Annotated in this window: 13 protein-coding genes; 8 read left to right on the top strand and 5 right to left on the bottom strand. The window is 54.9% G+C overall.

Going from position 1 to position 19,636, the window contains the following annotated elements:
* Window positions 1–273 precede the first annotated feature (273 nt).
* The 3 genes from RB_RS06560 to RB_RS06550 all read left to right on the top strand — a co-directional run bounded on the left by RB_RS06560 (window position 274) and on the right by RB_RS06550 (window position 5,103).
* On the top strand, window positions 274–1,695 hold the full coding sequence (locus tag RB_RS06560) for a hypothetical protein (RefSeq protein WP_164922752.1): 1,422 nt from the start codon (window positions 274–276) through the stop codon (window positions 1,693–1,695).
* Complete coding sequence (locus tag RB_RS06555; protein WP_011119295.1) at window positions 1,692–4,667, top strand: PVC-type heme-binding CxxCH protein; 2,976 nt, start codon at window positions 1,692–1,694, stop codon at window positions 4,665–4,667. The genes RB_RS06560 and RB_RS06555 overlap by 4 nt, the downstream gene beginning before the upstream one ends.
* Before the next feature lie 76 nt (window positions 4,668–4,743).
* Window positions 4,744–5,103: a VOC family protein gene (locus RB_RS06550; protein WP_011119294.1), complete on the top strand. Its 360-nt coding sequence runs from the start codon at window positions 4,744–4,746 to the stop codon at window positions 5,101–5,103.
* A 16-nt stretch (window positions 5,104–5,119) separates the two neighbouring features.
* Here the strand turns inward: RB_RS06550 and RB_RS06545 are convergent, their stop codons facing one another.
* Entirely contained in the window at window positions 5,120–6,706 is a 1,587-nt protein-coding gene (locus RB_RS06545) for a DUF1254 domain-containing protein (protein ID WP_011119293.1), read from the bottom strand.
* A 143-nt stretch (window positions 6,707–6,849) separates the two neighbouring features.
* Entirely contained in the window at window positions 6,850–8,208 is a 1,359-nt protein-coding gene (locus RB_RS06540; protein ID WP_164921626.1) for a Gfo/Idh/MocA family protein, read from the bottom strand.
* A gap of 305 nt (window positions 8,209–8,513) precedes the next feature.
* On the opposite strand from RB_RS06540, the gene RB_RS06535 reads away from it, so the two are divergent.
* A complete protein-coding gene (locus RB_RS06535) occupies window positions 8,514–9,053 on the top strand; it encodes a cell division protein FtsH (RefSeq protein WP_164921625.1) in 540 nt (179 codons plus the stop codon).
* Window positions 9,054–9,141: 88 nt separating this feature from the next.
* The gene (locus RB_RS06530) at window positions 9,142–11,277 is read left to right on the top strand and encodes a Tex family protein (RefSeq protein WP_164922751.1); all 2,136 of its coding nucleotides are present in this window, start codon (window positions 9,142–9,144) and stop codon (window positions 11,275–11,277) included.
* A gap of 3 nt (window positions 11,278–11,280) precedes the next feature.
* Here the strand turns inward: RB_RS06530 and RB_RS06525 are convergent, their stop codons facing one another.
* From RB_RS06525 to RB_RS06515, 3 genes are all read right to left on the bottom strand, one after another.
* Window positions 11,281–12,243 (bottom strand): putative 2-dehydropantoate 2-reductase, encoded by a 963-nt coding sequence (locus RB_RS06525; protein WP_011119289.1) that lies wholly within the window; start codon window positions 12,241–12,243, stop codon window positions 11,281–11,283.
* Entirely contained in the window at window positions 12,240–14,294 is a 2,055-nt protein-coding gene (locus tag RB_RS06520; RefSeq protein ID WP_011119288.1) for an arylsulfatase, read from the bottom strand. The genes RB_RS06525 and RB_RS06520 overlap by 4 nt, the downstream gene beginning before the upstream one ends.
* A gap of 118 nt (window positions 14,295–14,412) precedes the next feature.
* Window positions 14,413–15,696, bottom strand: a complete 1,284-nt coding sequence (locus RB_RS06515; protein WP_007328834.1) for a M48 family metalloprotease — start codon at window positions 15,694–15,696, stop codon at window positions 14,413–14,415.
* A gap of 265 nt (window positions 15,697–15,961) precedes the next feature.
* Here RB_RS06515 and RB_RS06510 point away from each other — a divergent pair, with 265 nt between their 5' ends.
* The 3 genes from RB_RS06510 (at window position 15,962) to RB_RS06500 (ending at window position 19,412) form a co-directional block, all read left to right on the top strand.
* Entirely contained in the window at window positions 15,962–17,224 is a 1,263-nt protein-coding gene (locus RB_RS06510) for a putative DNA modification/repair radical SAM protein (RefSeq protein ID WP_011119285.1), read from the top strand.
* 529 nt (window positions 17,225–17,753) lie between these two features.
* Window positions 17,754–18,746, top strand: coding sequence for a DUF1559 family PulG-like putative transporter (locus RB_RS06505; RefSeq protein ID WP_007328832.1), 993 nt, complete (start codon window positions 17,754–17,756; stop codon window positions 18,744–18,746).
* Between the two features lie 243 nt (window positions 18,747–18,989).
* Window positions 18,990–19,412: a hypothetical protein gene (locus RB_RS06500; RefSeq protein ID WP_011119281.1), complete on the top strand. Its 423-nt coding sequence runs from the start codon at window positions 18,990–18,992 to the stop codon at window positions 19,410–19,412.
* Window positions 19,413–19,636 lie beyond the last annotated feature (224 nt).

Here is a 19,636-nt window from a genome sequence, read left to right as displayed (position 1 = left end):
AGCCCGCAGGTGCAATGGAACTCCATTTGTTCAAGCGGTGGCTCCCGCCCCAAGTCCCACCCCTGATCGCCATCCATCTCGTATGGAACGACCAAGCTCCGCCAGTTTGGCTCTGTCACCACACATGATCTCGACTGAGTCATTTTGTGTTGAAAAGATCGCTGCAGAGTTCGTCGGTTTTCTACGAGTGCGTGGCGACGTGCCCGGAGACCAACCATGACATCCCGTTCTGCAGTGAACGTCCTTGTAGCGAATCTCCTGGTTGCTTGGATAGTGACCGCGTCGATCACACCGAACAATGTGTCGGCACAGGACCAAGCTTCGAACCCGGTGAACGAAGCTTCAAAAATCCGGTTGGCGAGATTCGATGTTGATGCGACGCCCACCGTTGGCTCGATGATGGCCTACGACCGGGTCAAACGGGTCGAAGAAATGACGCTTCGGGCTCGCGGCATCGTCTTGCTCGGTGCCGATGATCCAATTGTCCTGTGTGCGGTTGATTGGATTGGGATTGGAAACGAGGGACACGACCAATTTCGCGGTCGATTGGCAGAAGCCGCCGGCACAACGCCTGACCGAGTCGCTGTGCACACCCTTCATCAACACGATGCACCTCGTTGTGATTTCACCGCCGAACGATTGGTCAACGAAGCAGGGAAATCCGACCTGGGTCCTTACGACAGTTCGCTCGCACGCGAAGTCTTGAACCGGTTGGCTGATGCGGTCAAGGAAGGAATCAACGGTGCGACGGAAGTCACGCACGCGGGTTGGGGAACGGCCGAAGTGAAGGACGTCGCATCCAACCGTCGTCTCCAAGATGAAACAGGCCGAGTCATCGCGACCCGCTACACCGCTTGTCGCGATCCCAAGTTGATCGCGGCCCCGGACGGAACCATCGACCCCGAATTGACTTCGCTGACATTCTACAGCGGTGACAAAGTCCTCGCCGTACTCACGCATTACGCGTGTCATCCACAAAGCTACTATCGCACAGGTGTCCCCAGCCCCGATTTCCCGGGACTGGCACGATTCATTCGCGGGCAGGCACGTCCCGACGTCCTGCATGTTCATTTCAACGGTGCCGGCGGAAACATCGGTGCCGGCAAGTACAACGATGGTTCACCCGCAAACCGCATGAGGTTGGCTCATCGTGTCGCTGATGCAATGGAACAGGCGGCAAGCAACAGCACCAAGTTTGCCATCACGTCCGATGACATCCGATGGGCATACACGCCGGTCTCGCTTCCACCGGCTCCTCATTTGGATGCCGATGCACTGCGAGAAAAGTTGGCCGATTGGAATACGACCGACTATTGGGGCAGCCCCGATGATCTGGCGTGGCTGCTGCGTTGCCAAAACGGGCACCAAGTTGAACTGAGTTGTTTGTCGATCGCCGACGTTCGTCTGTTGCATATGCCCGGCGAACTTTTTGTTGAATATCAGCTGGCAGCCAAAGCGATGCGTCCGGATTTGAAAATCTCGATGGCAGCATACGGCGACTACGGTCCGGGATACATCGGAACCGAAGAAGCCTACGGCCAAGGCGGCTACGAAACCAGCCAACGCGCGTCAAAGGTGGGTCCCGAAGTGGAAGCTGTGCTAATGGATGGCGTGCGAGAACTTCTGGAAGTCGAAGCTGCAGAAGCAACCGTCGAGATCAAAACGGAATCGCCATCGGAGGTTGAATCACGATGACGCTAACCAACCGCTGTTCGCTGCTTCATACGGCCGTCGCTAGCCTTGCTGTTGCGTTCTCGCTCGGGAACGCAACAGGATCTGCGCAAGATGACTACTCCGCCGAACTTCCTCGCGTTCCGGCCACGCCAGCCTCGGAAACACTTCAAGACTTTCAGGTTGCCGACGGGTTTCAAATCCAGTTGATCGCCAGCGAACCGTTGGTGACCAGCCCCGTGGCAATGGAATGGGCGGCGGATGGATCGCTGTTCGTTTGCGAAATGCGAGGCTACAGCGAAGATCGCGACCAAGGTATTTCGCGAATTTCTCATTTGCGAGATGTTGATCAGGACGGGGTCTATGACTCCAGCACCATCTTTGTGGAAGGACTTCTGTGGCCCACTGGTTTGTTCCCGTGGGACGGTGGACTGTTTGTCGGTGACGCGCCCAACCTTTACTACTTTCGCGACACCGATGGTGACGGAAAAGCCGATCAACGGGACACCGTCTTGACCGGATTCGGTACCTCCAACGTCCAGGGCCTTATGAACTCGTTTCGTTGGGGACTCGACAACCGAATTCACATCGCATGCAGCAGTACCGGCGGAATGATCCGGAGGCCTGGCCAACCTGAATCAGACGCGATCAACATACGAGGTCGCGACATCGCTTTGGATCCACACACCGGTGATTTTGAACTGACCAGTGGCGCGGCTCAACACGGAATGAGCTTCGACGATTGGGGACGCAAATTTGTGTCGTCCAACAGCGACCATCTGCAGCAAGTCATGTACGAAGATCACTACATCGGCCGCAACTCACTACTGCAACCCGCCGCGGCGAGAGTCTCGATCGCGGAGGATGGACCGCAAGCCGAAGTGTTTCGCACCAGTCCCGTCGAACCGTGGCGGATTGTTCGCACGCGATTGAGAGTCAGCGGCAAGGCACGCGGACCAATTGAAGGCGGCGGTCGAGCGGCGGGCTACTTCACCGGCGCCACCGGAGTCACGATTGTGCGCGGTGACGCTTGGCCTGCGTCATTCCAAGGCATGGCGATCATTGGCGATGTGGGCAGCAATCTGATTCATCGCAAGAGACTCCAGCCCAACGGATTGAAATGGGTTGGCAAAAGAGTTGACCCCGACAGTGAACTGGTCACATCCACTGACATCTGGTTCCGCCCAGCTCAGTTCGCCAATGCTCCGGATGGTTCGCTGCACATCATCGACGTTTGTCGCGAAGTCATTGAACACCCCAAAAGTCTGCCTGTTGAGATCAAACAACACTTGGACCTGACCTCGGGACGCGATCGAGGCCGTCTGTACCGTCTCGTTCCAGATGGATATGAGCACCGAGCAACGCCGAATCTGAATCGTGCAAGCGACCAAGAATTGGTCGATACGCTTGCTCACCCCAACGCATGGCATCGTGAAACGGCAAGCCGTCTGCTGGTCCAGCGACAGTCAAAGTCAATCACCGAACTGAAACAGATGGCAAATCACCCCGAACTGCCGCTTGGAAGATTGCATGCACTCGCGGTGCTGGACGGCCTCAAGCAACTCGACGAAGAAACCGTTTTTCCAAGACTGAACGATCCGCATCCGTCCATTCGCAAACATGCGATCCGCTTGACAGAAAAACTAACGTCCAACGAGGCGCTGCGTAGCAAACTGGCGGAACGAATCGACGATCCATCGATCGAAGTCCGTTACCAACTGGCTTTCACCGCAGGTTCGATTGACGGCTTTGAAAAAACGCAAACACTCGCCCACATCATCCGCCAAAACCCCACCAACCGATGGATGCAGACGGCGGTCCAAAGTTCCGTTGCCGAAGGAGCTGGCGAATTGTTCTTCGCCTTACTCAAAAAACCAATTGATCCCAATCTGATTGAATTCGTCGGTCGATTGGCGTCGCAAATCACCCAGCAGAACGATCCAGCTGATATTCGCTTGGCGGTCGCAGCCGTATCGAATCTATCACCCGACGATGGAAACTTTGCTCTTCCGATTTTGGGCAAACTTCTGGAAACCCGATCGCGTCCAGACACGGTGTTGCGTCAGCTGGACGATTCCGGTGAGCTCGCGGAAATCGATCAAGTGTTGAACAAGATGCTCGAACAGCTCGAGCGTGTCGCACTCAATGAGTCCGAACAGGTGGATGATCGCGTCAGTGCAATTGAAAACTTGCGATACGCCACCGCATCTCGCGTGTCGGATGTGATGAAGTCCTTGATCGACAGTCGCCAGCCCATCGGGATTCAGCGAGCCGCAATGATCACTTGGGGCCGCTTCGATTCCGACGAAATCACCGAGTCGCTGTTATCGCGTTGGAGCAGCCTGAGTCCCAGTCTTCGAGAAACGGCCAGTGAAATCCTGTTCTCGCGACCTGATCGTTTGCTTCGTCTGTTGACCGCCATCGATTCTGGCGACATCCCACTCAGCGAAGTCTCACGATCACGTTTGCAAGTCGCCACAAAATCGCCCAATTCGTCGATTCAGAAGCTAGCGGCCAAACTGCTCGAATCAAGCGGTTCGAAAAACCGCGAACAAGTTGTTCAGGCGTACCAGAAGTCGTTGCATTTGCCTGGCGATTCCGCTCGCGGCAGCAAGCTCTTCACGGCGCACTGTGCCAACTGCCACCGCCTAGAAGATCGAGGCCATGAGATTGGCCCCAACTTGGCGACGGTCAAAACTCGCGGAGACGACTTCATTCTCGCGAACGTCTTGGATCCAAACCGTGAGGTGAACCCTCAATACTTGAACTACGTCGCGTTGGACGTCGATGGACGAACGCTGACCGGAATGATCACGGAAGAATCGGCAACTTCGATCACGCTGCAACGAGCCGAATCGGCCAAGGATTCGCTGCTACGGGTCGACATCGAACGTCTGCAGAGCACCGGAATGTCGATCATGCCGGAAGGTCTGGAAGAACAACTCGATCGGCAAGCGATGGCCGATCTGATCGCGTATCTGATGCAGGTGAAGTGAACAGGGCTCGTCCCGTAGCAACATCAAAATGCTACATTCGCAAATCCTCTTCTTTTGTTGCGACCGAGAGATCTAAATGTCCAACCAACACGAATTGATCAACTACATCGAGATCCCCGCCACTGACATGGCGAAAACCAAGGTTTTCTTTGAGACTTGCTTTGGTTGGAAATTCACGGACTATGGCCCCGAGTACACCGCCTTCGACAAATCGACTGGCTTGGATGGTGGTTTCTATCAGTCCGATAAGTCATCGCTGACATCCAACGGATCCGCATTGGTCGTTTTCTACAGCAATGAATTGGAAGCAACGATGGCGAAAGTTCAATCATCGGGCGGAACCGTGATCCAGGAAATATTTTCCTTCCCCGGAGGCCGCCGCTTCCAATTCACCGATCCGTCCGGCAACGAATTCGGTGTGTGGTCCGACAATTAGGACTTAAACAAAGGAGTCAATCGGCGTCGTCGAAGAGTTCGATTTCTCCGGGACGCCAAGTCTTCTCAAACCACGGATCCAACGGTCCATAAAGACGAAGCAACGTGTACCACCCCTTTCCGGAAACGGTTTGAATCCAATTGGATTCTTTTCCGGCGGGGCTTTCCGGTGCAAAGTAAAGGTCAACCGAACCGTCTGGATTGGTCTGCAGGTCGTCTCGCTTACTATTCTTGCTTGGAAACGATTGCCCGGTCTGCAACTCGGATCGAGTCTGAGGGTCGTAGATGACAACAGACCAGAAGTCTTTCACCGGGACGTTCGCGGGAAGGCGAAGCTTGTAGGTTTTACTTCCGTCCAAGTAACGCCCTTCTTGATCGACCGCAGCATAGGCATATTGTGACCCCTTGCCTGTCATCTTCAGAACCATGGCCGGTGTATTGACCGTCGCCTGATAAAAGAACAACGTTCTTGCATCGAGGTTGCGTCCACCACGACCACCGTCTTTGAGCCACTTATAGTCTCCTCCGATGAATGCGGTCATCCATGCACTACCAGAGTAGTATTTCACGCCAGTTAACCGCGGCCTGAAAACAATTGAACGCGCAGTGGCATTGCCAATCGCTACCGCCTCCGTCAGCAGTCGTCTTTCCTTCTCATCTGGAGAAAACTCTTTTCCTTTTTCAATACCGATCGCGGCAAAGATCCCACGCAATTCAGGATCAAGCATGGTCACAGGTTCTCGTTGGATCACCGTGGCCAATTCCTCGTAAAACTCAAATGTATTCGCGTGAATGGTGTTGAACGTCTTTTCCGATCCGCTGACGAATTTCATCGCGGGTGGGTTCGACTTCATGGAAAGCGGATAGACTTTCAAACCGTTGCGAAACATTTCCGCAGACGCATCAGGTTTTCCGTCGACCAGGAAGCCACGGAGAATCACCCAATTCACCCAACTGGTTGATTGAACCACGAAGTATGTTTCGCCATCGATTTCGGTTGCTTTTCCGCCAATTGGTCCTACCCATTCGCCGTCATGGTCGGGTGGCAGAATCAAGTATTTCCCACCGCTACCGCGGTCTGGCCCCGGAACTCCCATATCAATGACAAACCGAAAGAACGCGTCGTTGACGGTGCCTGGACCACATTTTTCCGGCACCTCCACAACGGTCGGCCCATCGCGTTTGAGATCCAAGAATCCCGAGCAATACACGGTGTCTGTGTTGCCGGTCAAAAAGAGCGGGTTGGAATCTAAAAGGCGATCCATGATCATGAATTGGCTGGATGTTTTCAGTCCCAATTCAATGTGTCCTAACCGAAGCCCTTCGATCGATGTAGCGGGGATTCCGTTCAAAAAAGCTTCCGTTCCACGCACGACGGTGAGAAAGTCATACAGTTTCTTGGTGGTCGCTTCGTCGGGGCGCCCATCATCAAAAGTCAACTCTCCGAGCAGTTTGGTCTCGACCACGTCCGGCGTGAGGATTTGCTGCGGAATCTTGTGATTGTATCCGGGCGTCGGATCATCAGCGTCAACCGCATGTCCATTTGCGCTCAGCAAAACCAAAGCCACAATGCCGAGTTGGCTCCGTATCCATCTAAAATTCATCGCGCACCCTCAAGGAAAGAACAAACACTTAGGAATCAAGCGTTCGCACCGATTTCGATGCGACAACCGTGACGAATTCCAGGATGCCGAAACTACTTCAAATCACACCATGACTTCTTTGGCAGGCAGGATCCGCGAGACGATCATGCCGTATCGGCGGGGTGCTGATAAGGTGCTCGATAGCTTCTTTTTATCTTTTTGGTCGCTTCTTCATCATCCACAATCGTATGTGTTTCCGGATCAAACTCGAGCGTTCGACCTAGTTCCATCGCCACGTTTGCCATGAAGCAAGACGCACTGCTGATGTGACCTTGTTGAATATCGGCGACCGGTTTGGAACGGTTGTCAATCGCGTTGAGGAAGTCACGCATGTGACCCCGAATGGCCGAGGCGACGTGCAGTTCGAGCGCCCACTTCTCTTTATCAGTAACATCCGTTAGGTACTTGTCAGTCTCGATCACCGCCTCGCCCGACAGCTTCTTGCCGCCACCGCGAGGTTCAAATTCAAACTTGTTCACGCTTAACTTCAGCGTGCCCTTGTCGCCGTAGATCTTGGCCGCCCAAGGATACTCGGGATCGGGAGCACTGCCCCAGCTTCGGTGTGTCCAAACAACGTCCAAACCGTCGAAGTCAAACGTCGCCGTTTGTGTGTCCGTGATATTGGCAAGCGAATCTTTCTGAACCATGATCCCGCCCACGCTGCTAATTCGCTTGGGCCAACCCAAGTCCAATTGCCATCGCACCAAGTCCAACATGTGAACACACATGTCACCGACGATTCCATTTCCATACTCCATGAACGCACGCCATTTGCGTGGATGAGTCAGCTCAGTGTAAGGACGCATCGGCGCCGGTCCTGTCCAAGCTTCGTAGTCCAAGTGCGGTGGCGGATCGATCGCCGGTGGATTCGAGTTCGCTCGCATGTGGTAGTAACAACACACTTCGGCAAAGGCGACGTTCCCAAGCAACCCGGCATCGACGACGTTCTTTTTCGCGTCGATCAAGTGCGGCGTGCTTCGACGCTGCGTTCCCACTTGCACGACTCGTCCCGTCCGACGTGCCGCGTCCAACATCGCTTTGCTTTCCAGCGTGTCGACGCCAGTTGGCTTCTGAACGTAAACATCGGCACCTGCTTCGACCGCAGCGATCATCGGTAGAGCGTGCCAATGATCGGGCGTGTCAACCAAAACGATGTCCACGTTCTTCTTGGCGAGCAGCTCTTCGTAGCTTGCGAACGTTTCAGGTCGATTGCCGGACTTTTGCCGTGAGGCGATTAGATCGGCGCATTCTTCGAGCAACTTTTGATCGACGTCGCACAACGAAACCACTTCGACGGGTTCGATGTTGATCAGCTGCAACAAATCACATTTGCCATACCAACCGCAACCAATCAAAGCGACGCGGCGAGGGCGTTGCTTTTCATCGGCTCGAGCAGATTTGGCTTGGGTGGCAACAACGGTGGCAGCTGCGGCGCTGGCGGCAAGAAAAGAACGGCGTTCCATAGCAATCTTCTGAGTGGGGTGGGGGATGGGAGCGACCAAACAGACGCGGGTGAATCGGCACGTGGCAGATCCCCTGGACCGCACATTTTAACAGAGCGGAGCGGGCCAGCGTTACCACCAAGATCGCCCAGGAAATTCGCCCTGGCAGATCTGCTAATCAGATCGCCCCAGAAGTCGCTGAAATCCCAAGTTGCTACTTTCGTCTGAACGAGACGTCACGAACGGAATGCTCTCGCTAGCGAAACGACGCAGAGATCGACTTGCCGGGAATCGCTGTTGCACCTTCTCTCACCTATACTGCCGCGATGAAATCGAACGAAGGCACGACCGAACACGGGGAATCACCACCCGCCACGTCCGCTTCCAAAGAAACCGTCGCAACCGCGTACCACGAAGCCGGTCACGCGGTGATGGCGATGGCGGTCGGACGAAGCATTCAAAAAGTCACCATCGCACCCGGCAAGCTCCAATTTGGAGGCTCTCGGCTTGGCACTTGCGAGATCAAAAAGGGCCGATCCAAAGGCAGCAAGGACCAACTCGAAGACGACGTGTTGGTCTTGTTGGCTGGGATGGTTTCCGAATCTCGCTTCACCGGAGTCTATTGTCCGGCGGGTGCATCGCAAGACTTGCGAGAGGTCTCGGCGCGATTGTGCACGCGAGCGGCGTCGCAGCGACAGCATGAAACACTCCTGAAACGCATGCTTTCGAAAACAGAACACATTCTCAACGACGAAGCCAACATCGAGGCGATCCGCGCGATCACCAAAGAGCTGTTGGATAAGACAACCATCAGCGGCCGCGCCGTGAAACACCATTTTGAGATGGCACAACGGCGGCACGCTTGAGTATCACTGCCGCTCGATCGTTTCATCCGAAATGATTTTCCGGTCCACCCTCGACTTCGCAACCTTTCGCAGCACTGACGTCCGTCCTATGCAATCCATCGCTCGTGAACTGAATCTTCCTGAGAAACAAGTCGCCGCGGTCATCGAGTTACTCGAAGCCGGCAACACGATCCCTTTCATTGCACGGTATCGCAAAGAGGTCACCGGCGGACTAGACGAAATCGCTCTACGCGCGATCGAAGACGCGCTCGAAAAGCACACCGCGCTGCTCGCTCGAAAGGCCACCGTCTTAAACACAATCGAAGAGCAAGGTGCCCTGACCGCTGAACTGCGCAAACAGATCGAAGCCTGCACAGATCTGCGAACTCTGGAAGCTTTGTACCTGCCGTACAAACCCAAACGCCGAACCCGAGCGACGATCGCACGCGAAAAAGGTTTGCAACCACTGGCGGATCTGCTGCTGAAGCAAACCAAACTTCCCCAATCGAAGCAGCAAACGCTGCAGTCATTCGTCAACCAAGAACTGGATGTCGCTGACACCGATGCGGCTCTGGCGGGCGCTCTCGACATCGTTGCCGAACAGTGGAGCGAGGATCCAACGGTTCGCGAATGGATGGTCGAAAAGGGAACCAAGTTCGGACAGATCACATCAGCCGTCAAACGCGGTAAGAAGGACGAAGCGGACAAATACGAAGCCTACCTGGATCGTTCCGAATCAGCCTCTCGCATTCCCGGTCACCGATTGCTTGCGATGTTGCGTGGCGAAGCGGAGGGTGTTCTGCGTGTCGGGCTGAAAATGGAAGAAGACCGAGCCATCTCGCATGTCAAATCCACTTTCATCCAGAACCGCTCCTTCGAATTCGCTAGAGAACTCGAATCAGCCGCAGAAGACTGTTTTCAACGTTTGCTTCAACCGGCAACGCAGTCCACCGTCCTGCAAATGTTAAAAGAGAAAGCCGACGAAGAAGCCATCGATGTGTTTGGAAAAAACCTGCACGAGCTTCTGATGTCGCCTCCCGCCGGTCCTCGCGTGACGATCGGTATCGATCCCGGTTTTCGCACCGGATGCAAAGTTGCCGTGGTCGATGGCACGGGAAAGTTCTTGGCCAACACCACGATCTATCCAACGCCGCCCAAATCCGACACTGCCGGAGCATCAAAACAGCTACTCGCACTCATAAAGAAACACAATGTTGAACTGATCGCAATTGGCAACGGGACCGCCTCGCGAGAAACCGATGCCTTTGTCGGTCAACTCATTCGCGACAACAAACTCGATGTGACCAAGGTGATGGTCAGCGAATCTGGTGCGTCGATCTATTCGGCCAGCGAACTGGCTGGCAAAGAATTCCCCGATTTGGACGTCACCGTTCGTGGTGCCATCAGCATCGCACGCCGCCTGCAAGATCCGCTGGCGGAATTGGTCAAGACCGATCCGAAATCAATCGGTGTGGGGCAGTACCAACACGACGTGAATCAGACCCAGCTTCGCAAGTGCCTCGATCGAACCGTCGAAAGCTGCGTGAACCGCGTCGGCGTCGACTTGAATATGGCAAGCGTTCCTTTGCTGTCGCGAGTGGCCGGCATCGGACCGAAATTGGCCGAGAACATCGTTCAGTATCGCGACACAAACGGGCGTTTCGGCAGCCGAAAGGAATTGACCAAGGTACCCAAACTTGGCAAGAAAGCCTTCGAACAAGCCGCCGGCTTTTTGCGAATTCGCGGTGGTGATGAACCTCTCGACAATTCCGCCGTGCACCCGGAAAGCTACACGCTGGTCAGTCGCATGGCCAAGCAGCTCCATGCCGACGTGAAGACGTTGGTTGGCAACGCGACGCTCAGCCAAAAACTGCAACCCGATTCATTTGTCGACGATCGCTTCGGCATTCCAACCATCCGTGACATCATCGCGGAACTGGGCAAACCTGGCCGCGATCCGCGAAGCGAATTCAAAGTCGCCCAGTTCGATGATTCGGTCCAATCGATGGAAGATCTTCGCGAAGGAATGGTGCTGGAAGGCGTCATCACCAACGTGACGCACTTCGGCGCGTTCATCGATCTCGGTGTCCACCAAGACGGACTGATCCACGTTTCTCAGTTGGCCAACCAATTCGTCAGCGATCCTTCCGAAGTCGTTTCGGTCGGCGATGTTGTCAAAGTCAAAGTCCTCGAAATTGACCTCGATCGCAAACGAATCGCCGTCTCCAAGAAGGCTCTTGGATAACGTTCAAGCGTCTTGGCAAATCGCTTCGTTGAAAAACGCGAGCTGTTGATACAGCATCGAAATCGACGGAGCGATTTCGCTCGCACGATCTCCGATCGCTCGCAGCGGGTTGCCAAAGATCGCTTCGACTTCCATCGGTCGCTTGGCCAGAAAGTCCAACCGCATGCTGCTGTCGTAGGGAACCATGGTTTCGGTGTGTTCCATCGTTGCCCGAATTGCCTTTTCGTCGATCTCCACGCCGCATGCCGCGGCACCGGCGTGAACTTCCGCGATCAGCTGATTTGCCAAGTCGCGACCAGGTTGCGAGCCGATGATTCGATCCGTTGAAGCATCCAAAACAACCGACAATCCATTGAAAGGGATATTCCACATCAACTTTCGCCAACGTGTCTTCGCCAAATCATCGCTCCAATTCGCGTCGATGCCTGCTGATTGCATGTCCGCTTCGATGCGGCGGCCCACCTCATTGGCACGCAACGGATCCACACCAGCTTCCTGGTAGGCACCAAACGCGATCCGCCCGTAATCCAAGTGGTGGATATGGCCCGGCCCAACTTTGTTGCTGCAAAGGAAACAGCAACCGCCGAGAACTCGTCCGGCGGGAATCGTCCGCCGCACATCCGCTTCGACATCCAACCCGTTTTGCAGGGTCAGCACCACGCCATCATCAGCGACGACTCGCGGCAGCCACTCGTCCAACAGCGCATTGCGAGTCGACTTCAGCGCGATGATCACGACATCGCATTTCGGCATCGATTCGACCGAATCGTAGACCTGCGGCGACTCCAAGACAAAGTCGCCCAGCACACTGTCGATGCGCAATCCGTTTTCGCGAACATGCTCAAAATCCGAATGCAACAGAAAGTGCACGTCGCATCCGGATCGGGCCAACATGGCTCCGTACAAACCGCCCACCGCCCCACTTCCCAAAATTGCATAACGAAGCGGTTCGGCAGGAGTGGTCATTTGGATTTCCTTTTCTGTTTGGCTGGTTTGCGTGACTTTTTCGGAGCGTCTGGCAGCTCGTTCAGTTCCAATGCGGGAACGGAATCATTGCCCGCCAAACGGACGATCATGTCAACCGGGTGCGTACCAGCTTCCAGCGTGACTTCAACCGATGCATCCGTTTTGTCATGGCCGGTGGTGTCAATCAAAGCAGCATCATGCACTCTCAAAACAGCATCGCCGGTCGCCTTCAATCGCAACTCGTATCGCCCTGTTTTGGCGACATTCAGAACCGTTTGCACGCGTGCGTTGCCTTGGCCGGCTGAGCGAACAGCGTCGGCGAGATCCAATCCTTCAATGTCGACCTTCGTCGATTGAGCAGGATCCAAACGCGAAACGATGGATGTTTTGGTCGGACAATAATTGACCACCATCGGAGCATCAGCATTCAATGATTCGTCCGCCGGGATGGGTTCGCCATCGTAAGGACGTTCGGCAGTCGCGTTGGCCGATCGAAGCTGAAGCACCCGGTCATGCATTCGTTGTTGCAGCTTTTCCATCTCGGGTGACGTCCCAGCCAAATTGTTGGCTTCGCCAGGATCTTTGGCGACGTCGTAGATCTCAAACGGATCCGCATGCGATTGGATGTTGTGCCGAACGCCTTTGTAGCCGTCCATGAAGATTGCTTGCATCTGACCACGACGAGCACCGCGGCGTGATGGCTCGTAGTCTTCGTAGTTCGGCGTCTTGCCTCCGTTGAAGTACTCGACGTAAGTGGTCGGAGTAGCTTGCTGGCCCTTCTGCAACAACGTAGGAACCAGCGAAACACCGTCCGCTCGAGCCGGAACGTTTGCTCCCGCCAAATCAGCAAAGGTGGTCAACCAATCGTGGAATTGGCTTGGGCTTTGATCGATTCCAGCTGCAATCTTTCCAGGCCACCAAGCAACGGTCGGGACGCGGATCCCACCCTCATAACAATCTCGCTTCATCCCATCAAACGGCCCGTAAGACTGAAACGATGTCGGTGCGTAGTTGACGTTTTGAATATAGGACTCGCTATGCGGCCCGTTGTCACTGGAAAAAACTACCAGGGTATTTTCTTCGAGTTCCAGGTCACGAAGTGTTTGCAACAGGTCACCCATCAAATCGTCGAGCCGTCGGACGCTGGTCGCGAACCGGACCTCGGCATCTGTCCAACCTTGGTTGGCGTAGTCCGGGTGCTTGTAGGAATCGATCGGTCCGACCGTGTTAATCATGCGTTCGGTCTCACCGAGCCACTGCACGCCGCCGTTGACGCCTTTGCCTTCTGGATAGGGCGCCGAGGGATATTGGATTGATGCGTGAGGTGTGTCGTAAGAAAGAAAGACGAAGAACGGATCGTCGGCGGATTGCGATTGGTGTTCAACCAAGAACCTTTTTGTTTTGGCGGTGAACAAATCAGCCGTGTAGCAGCCTTTCAGTTGAGATGAGATTTCATCGTCGTTGTGCCACAACTCGACGGGGTTGGCGTGTGCGTCGCCATTGGCAATCGGCCACTTGTCGGCGGGATAGTGGTTGTGGCCGTCGCGGTGACGCACATAGCCAAAGAATTCGTCAAAGCCGCGTTTGGTCGGGTACGCAGGCCAATTTTCGGCGCTGTTGCCTTCGCCCTGCAAACCATACTTACCGACGAGCGCGGTCGTGTAGCCAACGCTTTTCAGAACCGATGCGACCGTCGGAACGTCGGGCAACGCTTTGTCGAACTGATTGTCTCGGATCGACGCATGTCCCTGATGCACGCCGGTCAACAGCGACGCGCGGCTGGGGGCGCACACGGGAGCCGGGCAATAGTGGTTCCGCATCTGCAGACCTTCGGCAGCCATCGCATCCCAGTGCGGTGTTTGGTGCGTGCGATCATGCTTGGATTCGTTCTGGTAGTAGCACCCCAGATCGCCCCAACCAAGATCATCGTACAAGACGAAAAGAATGTTTGGTTGGCTGGCGGAGTCCGCAGCGTTGGCTGGGGTGGGTGCGAGCGAATTGGACCAAACCATCAGTCCAACGAACAAACACAGAAGATGGCGGGAACGCATGCAAAAGGCTCTTCTTCAGGTGGGAAAGGTGTGAGGGAACACGATTCTAACTCAAAGCCTTTCTCCAGTCCTTCCCTATCTCAACGCGACCATCATGAAGATGCGAAGCCAGCGTCGATCAAATCAGATGCATGCGAGGCGGTTTGGCCAACCGTTTGACTCGCATCGCCAAACTGGGGTGCAACCAACTCGCTCGACGTGCCGCGGGATGTCCCGCCGTGACTCGGCCCAGGGCCGCGGCCATCATTCCAGCCGCTTCGGCTTCCGTCGCTGGCATCCCATCGGCTTGGCCGCCGGCTTTGACAGCCAACTTGCAAGCGACCGCGTCAGCGTCCCATTCCGTCAGATACGCAACAGCACTCAAAGTCCCGACGGTCAACACCAACCCAGTCAGCCCGCCAACGGTTGCTCCCCAGGATTCATTCGTGAACAACGACCCAACCCAAATCGAAACAAACCACGCTGGTGCGACGGCCGCCATTCGGATCGGAACGTGCCAGCGCCGCACATGAGCCACCTCGTGCATGACGACCATCAACAACTGACCTCGAGGCAATTCGTCAATCACGCGATCGGACAACAACAGCATTCGTCCGGGACGAAACAAACCCGCCACCAAAGCGTTGAAGACACGTCCGTTGGTGTTCCATCGGACGACCCGCATCGCAGACCATCCCTCGGTTCGCACGCCCACGCGGTTGAGCCACAATGTGATCGATTCGCGATCGGCGGGAGCCATGGTTTCCTGACGAATGACTCGGCTCACGATCCATGGCAGCAAAAATGCGATCGCCGCGATTCCCACTCCGATACCGATTGCGACCGCATTGCCCGTAGCGATCGGTTGACTCCATTCTGCCAAATCACCCAACAGCAGAAAGAGCATCGTTGGAATGATCAACCAAACGGGACCTGCCCGGAGTCCTGACCACAACGATACAAAGTAGTTTCGCAGCGACGAGTCGGTTAGACCCAGCCGAGCCCCAAAGACATGCTCGGCGGACCAAGTCGCCAGCAGAATGGTGATGCCTGGCATCAGCAGAACGATGGATTGCAGCATCATGCTGGACTCCAAAATCGGCTGTTCGCGGGACCAGGCCGCCAGTGAAAACGCACCAAGACAAGTCAGCACCACGGGCAGCCCCAACCAGCGGAAAATGTCTAGCTGAACCTCAAGCATCCGGCTCGCGTCTCGAATTCGCATGTGCCCACGCCTGACCTGCAACACCATCATTCGAGCGGCCGTATGACACAGAATCGTCCATCCCGCCACCAACGCGACGCTGGCAATCACCGACCGGAACGACGGTTCCGACCAACCCGGGACGGAACCGCAGCAGAGCGATACCAAAACCAGCAAAAAGACGTAGAAAGACAATTTGAATCCTTGTTCGTTGAGCATGGGCCGTCGTAGTTTCAGCGGCCAATCATCAGCAAACCCAATCTTTTCGACGACGTCAAAGGATTCTCGAAAAAACCGCCGTTTCGACCATCCCATCCTGTCAACTCGGCCCGGTTTTAACGGTTCTAACGAATGGATGGTGCGGAGCATTCAATGCATTGCTACACCCGATCAAACCATCGGGCGCAAGGTTTGCTTCGTCACCGTTCAAACGAACAACTCGCCGCGAAACTAATCTTGCGGCCTCCACCCAACGCGAGACTTCATGCCGTCACCATCGGACATCAACGGAAAACTGGCGATCCTCGCTGACGCCGCGAAATACGATGCCTCCTGCGCTAGCAGTGGCTCGAAACGCGAATCGAAGGGCGGTTTGGGCAGCACCGAAGGAATGGGGATTTGCCACTCGTACACGCCCGACGGACGATGCGTTTCCCTGCTGAAAATTCTGCTGACGAACTATTGCATCTACGATTGCCAGTACTGCGTCAACCGAATCAGCAGCGATACCCCGCGGGCTCGGTTCACTCCGGAGCAAGTCGTCAAGCTGACGATGGATTTCTACCGCCGCAATTACATCGAAGGGTTGTTTCTCAGCAGCGGAATCATCCAAGATTCCGACTACACGATGGGGCAAATGATCGAGGTCGCGAAAACGCTTCGTGAGCGAGAGTCGTTCCGCGGCTACATCCATTTGAAAACAATTCCAAACGCTGCGGATGACTTGATCGAGACGGCGGGTCAATACGCTGACCGGCTGAGCATCAACATCGAACTACCAACCGTCGGCGACTTGAAAACCCTTGCACCAGAAAAGAAACGCCCGGCGATCGAACAGTCGATGGACCGGATCAAAATCAAACGAGAAGAAATCACGTCGGATCGAAAACGAGGCCTTCGTGTGCCGCAATTTGTTCCCGCGGGCCAAAGCACACAAATGATCGTTGGTGCAACCGACTCAACCGATCAAGACATCCTGAACACTTCGTCGGTACTGTACGGCACACATCAACTGCGTCGTGTCTATTACTCCGCGTACAGCCCGATCCCGCACGCGGACGCCCGTCTGCCGGGCATGTCGCCTCCATTGGTCCGTGAACATCGTTTGTACCAAGCCGATTGGCTGCTGCGGTTCTATGGGTTCGATGCATCGGAACTGACAACGCCGGAATCGCAAAACCTCGATTTGGACATCGATCCTAAACTCGCTTGGGCACTTCGCAATCGCGAGTCGTTTCCGATCGATGTCAATCGAGCGTCGAGAGAGATGTTGCTACGAGTTCCCGGAATCGGGGAGCGAGGCGTCAAACGTATTCTCAACACGCGACGTCATCACGCCATCCGGGATGAAGACCTGATTCGAATTGGCGTCTCGTACAAAAAAGCACGCCCCTTCTTGATCACGTCAGATCGTCATCCGGAACCACTCAGCCTGGACAGTGTTGGACTACGGAATCGCCTGCGTCCCAAATCAGTCCAGTTGAGCCTTTTCGATGCGTTCGAGTCAGCTGCGACTGGACAGGTTTAAGCGGACCTTCGAATCAGACTTTGACCAATCGATCTGGTCAACCAACGCGGTGTGCCCGCACAAAACTGGCTCTCACAATCTACCTAAAACACCAAGTCAACTCAGTCGTCTAGCAACGGTGTTGACGCATACTGTGCAGATGCATCCGACCGATGCGGGGGGGGCTGCTCACAATTAAGACATGCATGCTACGGCTGTGCGCATGACCTAAGCAACGCCGCGTTTCGAACACGCTCGCTTGCTTCCTTCTTGTCATGAAACTAACGGTCCCCGTGGCAGCATTACGCGACCACACCGCGCCTCATCTTCCCGCCGCGTACCTCTTGAGTTGGTTCCGTCCGGCACCAAGACGCTTTGGCATTGCCTTTGCCTTTGCATGATCTCCGCCTGAGTGGTGCAAGTGAATGGGCGGAGTCCAAAACTCACTCGACGAAGCGATCTTTCGGGAAGGATTCTTCCCTCCTTCACCTTATGTTTCGATTGCCTGTGTCCAATCACGGGATCGAATCTCTCACCTAAGGATTTGTCGATGCGTCAGAAGCAACATGCAAACTCTGGATTCACTTTGGTCGAGCTATTGGTTGTCATAGCGATCATTGGTGTCTTGGTTGGACTCCTTCTTCCCGCAGTCCAATCTGCAAGAGAAGCCGCCAGAAGAATGAGTTGTTCGAACAACATGAAACAACTTGGTTTAGCGATGCACAACTATCACGACACGATGTCAAGCTTTCCTCTTGGTTCATATAACCTTCGAGAGACTTGGCCCGCCAGCGGATCAAATTGGCGTGCGTTGATTCTTCCATTTCTCGAACAAGGCAACATTCACGACCAGCTTGAGTTCAGCTATTCGTCTCATTTCATGGCCGGTGGCGCAGCCGGTGCGGATGCACTCAAAGGCAACGAAATCCTCAAATACCTTGCCGTTCCAACTTACGCATGCCCCTCATCCGCGATTGATATGTTCGAGAACGCGCCGGTATCGAACAATTCCGAAGGTGCCATGAACATCATGTATGTCGGAATCCAAGGCGCCGCTCGTCCGGTCCCTGGTGGCGACCCAAACAAGGGAACCGCTGACCTTGGTCACGGTTGGTCGTCCAACAACGGAATGCTGTTTGCCAATGGAAAAATCAAGATGCGTGACGTTGTCGACGGGACAACCAATGCCATCATGATCGCAGAGCAATCCGGATGGGTCGACGGGGTGAACCGCACATCAAACTACTACGGTGGATGGATGGGCTCGAGACACCCGCGCCCAGTCGATGGACCAAGCAGCTGGGACCTTTGGCAAACCGGAACAACTTGCGTTCGATTCGCACCGAACTCGCAAATTGTGCAAACGGGAGCAACCGACCGCATGTATCGAAACAACACGGTGATCAATTCCATGCACACCGGCGGAATCAATGTGGTGATGGGTGATGCGAGCGTTCAATTCATCACCGATTCGATCGACTTTTTGCTGCTGAAACAATTGTGTTGCCGCTACGACGGTGAAGTCACCACTTTCCCACAATAGGTTTCTGTACGACACACGTTCCAAGCAGGTCGGCAGGAATGATCGGGTAGAACCTCACGTAGGCGAGTCTCTCTGAGACTCGCAAATGACAGCGTCTCGGAGAGACGCTGCTACGTGATCAAGCCCAATGACTCCCGCTCACGTGCTTAGCCAGCGAAATTTGACGCGGGACCTTTCGATCCGATCGGCAGACCGCGACCGACACCATCCAATCCAACTCCTTCAAACAAAGCGATTCTTCCAGTGACTCAAAAAACCTACACGTCGAAACGTTCCGCATTTCTATTTTCCGCGATCGCATGTCTTTCAACATTTTCACTCGGATGCAGCGACGCACCTTCCGTCGGCACGGTGGAAGGAACAGTCAGCCTGAATGGCAAGCCTTACGATGACGCTGCGGTGATGTTCTTGGATTCAACCACAGGCCAAGCCGCCGGCACCGACATTGGTGATGGTGGCCAGTTCGCACTCAAAGATCCCATTCCAACCGGTACCTACAACGTGTACCTCGCACCAAGGACCGTTCCGATGGAAGAGGGATCTCCGGAAGCCGTCAAAATTGATGAATCTGTTCCCGAGAAATACTGGAATGAGACGACAACCGATATCCAGGCGGTCGTCAGCGAAGGCGAGAACAGCGTGACCATCGAGCTGATGAAATCTTAGGCATCTGAGTTCTCGGACAACCACGCTGTCGTGCATTCGGATCGCACGGGCAGCGTGGGTGCACCAGTCGCGCCCATTGAGCGGTCACGCCGGCGGCGTCTGAGAATTTCACGTTCTCAGACACCGTTTGTGTCGATGTACCTGCAATGTCGCGGATGCTTTCATCAGGGCTTCCATATGAGGTATCTTATGCGGCATGATTCCTTCACAACTTTGCATCATTC

It is taken from the genome of Rhodopirellula baltica SH 1 (assembly GCF_000196115.1).
In the GTDB taxonomy this organism is placed as follows: domain Bacteria; phylum Planctomycetota; class Planctomycetia; order Pirellulales; family Pirellulaceae; genus Rhodopirellula; species Rhodopirellula baltica.
Note: the sequence above shows the minus strand (reverse complement) of the source record. Positions and strands in the feature narration are given on the sequence as shown.